The sequence below is a fragment of the Methanobrevibacter sp. genome, from assembly GCF_030539875.1.
Taxonomy (GTDB): Archaea; Methanobacteriota; Methanobacteria; order Methanobacteriales; family Methanobacteriaceae; genus Methanocatella.
Window position 1 is genome coordinate 1 of sequence record NZ_JAUNXI010000032.1, and the last position, 6,378, is coordinate 6,378.

Genomic DNA, 6,378 nt, shown 5'->3' on the forward strand with positions numbered 1-6,378 from the left:
CAATAAGTAGTTTAACAACTACTTACTTTTTTTCTTTTTTTACTTTTTTATACAACTACTTTTTAAAAATTAAATTCTTATGGTCTCTTCAACATGGAAATATTTAATTTGATAATATACAAACAGTTTAAAAATTTAAAAATGTTTGGAAGTTAAAAATTTAAAGATCTAAAAATAGTTTTTTATCTGAAAACAAGAGGTTTTGATTGTTTTTCTTGATAATTAAATAAGATGTTTATTCTTAATTTTAAAATGATGGGGTGGTGTTGATAATTTTTTAGTGGAAAATTATTAGTAAATCATTGCTTAATCAGTTATTTACTAATGATTTTTATTTTTTTTGAAAAGTTTGTACATTTTTTAAATTTTTCATTGTTAAGATTAAATTTTAAAAAAAATTCTTCATTTCATAATAACTTTTATTAATAAAAATATATAAAAATACTATTAATATAAAATTATTAGTAAGATTTAGAATTAAAAATTTTATTAAATTTATTTATTCAATTTTAAATTATGGAGATAAGATTATGTTTATTGCAACATTAGGCGGTATATTTAGATTCAAAGATCTTCCTGAAGATTATGGACCATATGTCCAATTCAAAGCGGCTATAGATAAAAGGGAAGAAATCAAGGATAATGATGAAATAGCTATTCTGGATATTGTCGGAACCGGCAGCCATCATGTTCTTTTCTTGGATTCATACAACAATCGTGATGAAATTAGAAGGGAATTAAGGGAAGCAGATGCAAAAGTGAATGTCACCACATTAAAAATATTGGAAGGACACATATGAACCATTTGCCAATAGAACAATCCTGGTTAACTCTCACTCATCTTTTAAACGATTTGAAAAGCAATGATGCTGATATACCTGGCTATATCAATAATGAACTTGGAATAATAAGGTCTCAAATAAGCTCTTATAAACGGGACCCAACCCATCCGGATTTAATCAACGAGCTTGCCAGGGCAGACATGTCCCTAAATGAGGTTCAAGGAGTTCTGCTTTCTCTTGCAGCTGAAATCAGCAGTGAATATGAAGACGAGTGGCTGGATAAATTAGGCAGGGCGATGAGAGGCGAAGAAGTTTACCCAATGCCTCAGGATAGGTCTAAATTTATTGTGAATGTTCCACCTGGATTTTCCTATGCGAGAATAACTTTAAAAAATCCAATTTCAGAAGACCGGGTTCAGGAAATAGCAGAAGAATATGGTTTAATCATTGAATTTGATTCTGATGTTACCATAGCTATTTATGGAGACAAGGCAGTTGTTCAAAATGCTATAAAGGAAATGGCACCCTTTTTCCAGGAATAGTTAATAGGATTATAATAACTCTAAGATTCATCTTAGAGTATTTTTTTTATTTTTTAGCTTTTATACAAATATTTTTTATTTATAAGATATTTCTTTAAATCTTGAAATTATTTTAAGCATTTAGATATTTTTTAATTTAACATAGGTGATTGTATGAAAATTGTAGGAATTACTGATATTCATGGAGAGCATAATGAAGATTTTTACAAGTATTTAAAAGAAAATGACATAGATCTGGTCCTTGTTGCAGGAGATATCACTGATTTCGGTCCTTTGGACTTTGTCAAGGAATTCATGGACAAATTGTATGATTGTGATGTAGAAGTATTTGCAATTCCTGGAAACTGCGATCCTGCAGGAATCTGCAATGCAATCCGCGATGCAGGCTCATTATGTCTTCACAATAATCTTATAGGATTTGGAAATACTGTTATCATGGGATATGGCGGCTCTAATCCTACTCCTTTCAATACTCCTGGAGAAACCGATGACGACCACATATATGAAAGCGTTTATGAGCTTTTAGCGGAATATGATTATATCGGAAATGATGCCAAACCTACTGTAACCATCCTGCTGACTCATGCTCCTCCATACAATACCAAAGTTGATGAATTGCCTGATGGAACTCACGTAGGCAGTCAAGGGGTTAAAAAACCTATTCATGAATTCCAGCCTAACATCAACATCTGCGGACACATTCATGAGGCAAGAGCTATTGACAAGATTGGAGAGACTACTGTTGTAAACCCCGGTATGCTCAAGGACGGCCATTGTGTTTTAATCGACATTGATGATGAAACAGCAGAGTATGATGTAAACATTATTGAATTTTAAATAATTTTTTGGTTTAATTGAATTGCTGTATTTCGATTAAACTTATTAATTGGTTTATTGAATTGCTGTATTTCGATTAAATTTATACTTCTTTTTTTAGATTTAATGTTAATTTTCATTAAATACTATTTTTTAGACATTGTTAGTTAAATGTCTTTTTTTTCTTTATTTTTTATTTATTTTAATTTTGTACTCTTTTAATTAAATTTAATACAATTTTTTAGACAATTTTAAATTTTTAAGAATTTTTTTCAAGAATAAAATATAAAACTTTATTAAAGGTAAAGTAAAAAATATTAATCATATCTAAATAAACTGTTGTATTTGGAGGAAGACTATGTTGGATAAGTTGCTTGTAAAAGATTTAATGACCAAGGATGTTCTTACAGTTGATAAGGAAGTGGAAACTGTATTCGCATTCGAAGAACTGATGAAAAACAAGATTAGTGCAATGCCTGTTTTAGATGGTGAAAAAATGGTCGGTATTGTTACCGCTACTGATTTGGGACACAATTTGATTTTAGACAATTATCAATTTGGAACCAAGGTTAAAAGCGTAATGGTAACTGATGTTGCTTGTGTTTCACCTGAAAACACTTTAAAAGAAGCGGTCTGTGTAATGTTTGACAAGGCTCCTGGAGAAAATATCATAAACCAGCTTCCAGTAGTTGAGGATGGAAAGCTAGTAGGTATTTTATCTGACGGAGACATTATCAAAGCAATTAAAGACGGATTTTAATTATTAATATTTTTTTTATTTGATTTTCATTGCTTAGATCTTTTTTATTATTTGCTCTTCTTTTAATTATTTATTTTATTATCCTTTTTTCACTACTTTTTTCCATGTTTATTACTTTTTTAATGTTTTTGGGTATTTTTTAATATTTTACATAAGTTTAAATAATATTAATATAAAATATATTATTGGCTAGACTGGAGGGTTAGGAGTCCTCTGTAAACACAAATCTCCTTTGGTGTAGTCGAAATTTAGGAGGCGGCATGTGGATTTAATTGCGGCCTGCAAAATTAATGCTGAAACTTCGTCCTGCAGGATCAATGGTGACAAAAGTCTTACTGGAGGGTAATTCTCAATTGTCTTAGTTTTGGGAACGTGTCAGGCCTGGAAAGGAGCAGCTCTACCAATTACAGCTGATGCTTGTAGAACCGCGAGGTGGAGTTAGTTTTGCAGATAACTGTAATTAATGAAGTGTGTCCACTCCTTTATGTGCCATTTTTTAGTTATCAGCTATTAAGTTTTGACTATTAAAAAAGAAAACTTTTTATATTTGTTTTAACATATGATTGTGTGTTGGCAGTAAATGTTAACTTTTTTTGCATTAGTCGGGATGGCCCAGCCTGGTACGGCGTCGGACTGCTAATCCGATGGTCAATCGACCTCCGGGGTTCAAATCCCCGTCCCGGCGCTTTTTTATATTTTTAAATTTTCTTTTTTTAAAACTTTATTAAAAAGAGTTTTGGCTATTTTTTTTTACTAGTTTGTTATTCTTATTAAATGAGTATTTGGCTATTTTTTTAAAATAAATTTTCTTAAAAAATGTTTTTGGCTATTTTTTAACTAAATCATTTTGTCTTAAAAAGTTTTTAGATTTCCATGCATAGTCTTTTTTTTTAAAAAAAAGAATTATAATTGGTTTTTATAGTAATAAATCTTTTTTCAAATTAAAAAAATAAAAAGTTTTAAATTGAGTTACAATTTAAAACAAAATAAACAAATTTTAATTTAAAAGCTTATGGAACTGTATTTGCCTAACAGCTTGTAGTTTTTTATATTCCAGTTTTTCACAATGCCAAAAGAGTTTCTGCAGCTGGTTGTATCTCCTGCAACCCATGTGTCCTCGATTAGGAATTCCGCCCAGACATGTCCTGAAGTGTATCCTGTTGAAAACTTGCAGTTATTTGCATTCACATATCTTGCAGGAATCCCAGCAGATCGAGCCAGGGCAACTGTCAAGTGAGCTTGGTCAACGCAATTTCCTTTTTTGCTAACTAATACTTCAGCAGCTCCTTTGCGGGTATTCGGATATTTTTCATAAGCCACATTGTCACGAACCCAGTTGAAGATTTTTGTAGCTTTCTGCAGATTGTTTTTACAGTTTTTTGTTAATGATTTAGCTAGTTTTTTAATATTTGCATTCTTCACTTGACAGTTTGTGGTCGAACTTAAATATTTCTTTAAAGATTCCCCTTTGTATTTGGTGTTCAAGATACTTTTGGGAATCAATTTTATAATTGCCTTGTTGATTTTCACTATATTTGCAGTTGCTTTGCTTGTGGTTTTTGTTGTTGTTTTAGTCACAGTCTTTTTTGCAGTTGTCTTGTTTGCGGTTTTTGTTGTTGTCTTAGAAGCAGTGCTCTTGTTAGTGCTTGCAGCAGTTTTGATAGTATTCTTACTGGTTTCGGAGCTTACACCATTTAGATTAAGCTTAAGCAAACTATTGATTTTGCTGCTGATATCACTTAATTTTGCGTTTATATTGAAGTTGATCTTTGTGGTTTGGTCTTCGTAAGAAAGTGATAAGTTCGCTTGTATGCCGGAGCTATTGATTTTGGAGCGGGAACTAGTTTTATTCGCAGTATTCGGTTTGAATTTGCTTAAATTTTGAATGCTCACCTGGCTTGACAGCTTTTTATTCTTATTGTAATAATCCAGGCTTTTTGAAAATGCATATACCAATTCGCCATAAGGTATTCTCAAATGGGATGATTTAATCCAGGTTTGAGCCTTTTTATTTTTCTCCATGTATTTTATGGTTGAATTTGCAAGCTTCAAGTATTCTGACTTTTTCAAAGTTCCTGTTGCTGCAGCGTAATTTAAATTTGCAGGTTCATTGACAGTTATGGATTTAATTTTAAAATTAGTGACATTTTTGTTTTCATCAATCTTTTTTAAAGCATAAGCTGCCAGATATAAATACTGGGAAGTTTTATAGCTCTTTTTATCAATAGTTACAGATTTAGGCAATTCTCCTTTTTTCTCGATATGGTTTTTGACAACAGAAGCCTGTGAGATGATTTTGCTGATAGGGACTCCGTTCTTATCATAGTTGGAAATATTCTCTAGCGCAATGGAACTTGCCAGTTTTTTATTGTTGTTGTAATATGCCAGGTTTCTAGCTATTGCAAAAATAAACTGGGTATACGGAATCTTTCCTTTGCTTGAATTGATAGTGTTTGGAGCTTTTTTGTATCTGTCTATATATTTGATGACATTTGCGGATAGCTTCTTATACTCGGATTTTTTAATGCTTCCGGTTTTAAGCGAATATTTCAAGCTAGTAGGGTTTTTAACGCTTTTTGCCATGATCTTGCTTGAGCCGGTATCATTCAATGCCTTGCACATCAGGTATAAAAACTGTGGAGAAGTGTAGTTCTTATTGTTTATTGTTATGGAACTTGGAAGCTTGCCGTTTGTTTCCACATATTTGACAAAAGTTGAGGATTCCTTGATAATACTGCTAGCCTTTATGTATTTGGAATTCACATTATTTGCAGTGCTTGTGGTAGTTTTTGTGCTTGTACTGCTTGCAGCACTTTTAACGCTTGTTGTGCTGCTGCTTGTAGTGCTTTTTACATTTGTTGTGCTGCTGCTTGTAGTGCTTTTTACACTTGATGTGCTGTTTGACTTCACGCTTGTTGTGCCGGATGCACTTAAGTTTTTATTTTCACTATTGCTCACACTTGATAATCCATTTGCATTATTGTTTGTGCTTGATAATCTAACCTCTTTTGCTGTTACATCACTATTATCCAAGGCAGTATTCAATAACTCATTATCAACTGAATTATCATTAATTGCTTGTTTTTCTAATCCTGCATTATCCACATTTGCAGCACATGCAGTATTCAAGCAAATGCAGACCAATGCTATCACTATTAGAAAAGCCGTTTTCTTATTAATACTAACACCTCATTTTAAATAGTTTGATCTATTCTTTAATTCGAAACTGAAAATGGCCGGTTTTCAAATAATTAGACAAGCTTTCAATTTGGTTAATTTTCTAGAATATTTTCCAAATCTTTTAATTTTCTCAATATTATCTGGAGATGAGTTTCGATTGATAAAGCTTATCAAATTTTCCAGAATTAAAGATTAGATAATCTTTTCTTTACTGATTAAACTTTATAAATTTAGGCTAAATGTGAAAATATTATTTTATGCTTTGTAATATATGTATAAAAAGAATATTTGTAGAGTA

General features: G+C 31.4%; 5 protein-coding genes, 1 tRNA gene and 1 other RNA gene. 6 read left to right on the forward strand and 1 reads right to left on the reverse strand.

What is annotated here, in order from left to right:
• Positions 1-530 precede the first annotated feature (530 nt).
• From Q4Q16_RS09100 to Q4Q16_RS09125, 6 genes are all read left to right on the forward strand, one after another.
• Entirely contained in the window at positions 531-800 is a 270-nt protein-coding gene (locus Q4Q16_RS09100; protein WP_303347414.1) for a DUF749 domain-containing protein, read from the forward strand.
• Positions 797-1,324: a DUF2096 domain-containing protein gene (locus Q4Q16_RS09105; protein ID WP_303347415.1), complete on the forward strand. Its 528-nt coding sequence runs from the start codon at positions 797-799 to the stop codon at positions 1,322-1,324. Before Q4Q16_RS09100 ends, Q4Q16_RS09105 begins: the two co-directional genes overlap by 4 nt.
• 153 nt (positions 1,325-1,477) lie before the next feature.
• Complete coding sequence (locus tag Q4Q16_RS09110) at positions 1,478-2,161, forward strand: metallophosphoesterase (protein WP_303347416.1); 684 nt, start codon at positions 1,478-1,480, stop codon at positions 2,159-2,161.
• Between the two features lie 337 nt (positions 2,162-2,498).
• Positions 2,499-2,900: a CBS domain-containing protein gene (locus Q4Q16_RS09115; RefSeq protein ID WP_303347417.1), complete on the forward strand. Its 402-nt coding sequence runs from the start codon at positions 2,499-2,501 to the stop codon at positions 2,898-2,900.
• A gap of 182 nt (positions 2,901-3,082) precedes the next feature.
• Positions 3,083-3,396, forward strand: an RNA gene (gene ffs, locus Q4Q16_RS09120) — signal recognition particle sRNA.
• A gap of 105 nt (positions 3,397-3,501) precedes the next feature.
• A tRNA-Ser gene (locus Q4Q16_RS09125) sits at positions 3,502-3,585 on the forward strand.
• A 317-nt stretch (positions 3,586-3,902) separates the two neighbouring features.
• Here Q4Q16_RS09125 and Q4Q16_RS09130 read toward each other — a convergent pair.
• A complete protein-coding gene (locus Q4Q16_RS09130; protein WP_303347418.1) occupies positions 3,903-6,044 on the reverse strand; it encodes a transglutaminase domain-containing protein in 2,142 nt (713 codons plus the stop codon).
• Between the last annotated feature and the right edge of the window lie 334 nt (positions 6,045-6,378).

Excerpts from the sequence above, each read along its gene's own strand:
- Q4Q16_RS09100 (WP_303347414.1), top strand. The coding sequence starts at position 531 with ATGTTTATTGCAACATTAGGCGGTATATTTAGATTCAAAGATCTTCCT.
- Q4Q16_RS09105 (WP_303347415.1), top strand. The coding sequence starts at position 797 with ATGAACCATTTGCCAATAGAACAATCCTGGTTAACTCTCACTCATCTT.
- Q4Q16_RS09110 (WP_303347416.1), top strand. The coding sequence starts at position 1,478 with ATGAAAATTGTAGGAATTACTGATATTCATGGAGAGCATAATGAAGAT.
- Q4Q16_RS09115 (WP_303347417.1), top strand. The coding sequence starts at position 2,499 with ATGTTGGATAAGTTGCTTGTAAAAGATTTAATGACCAAGGATGTTCTT.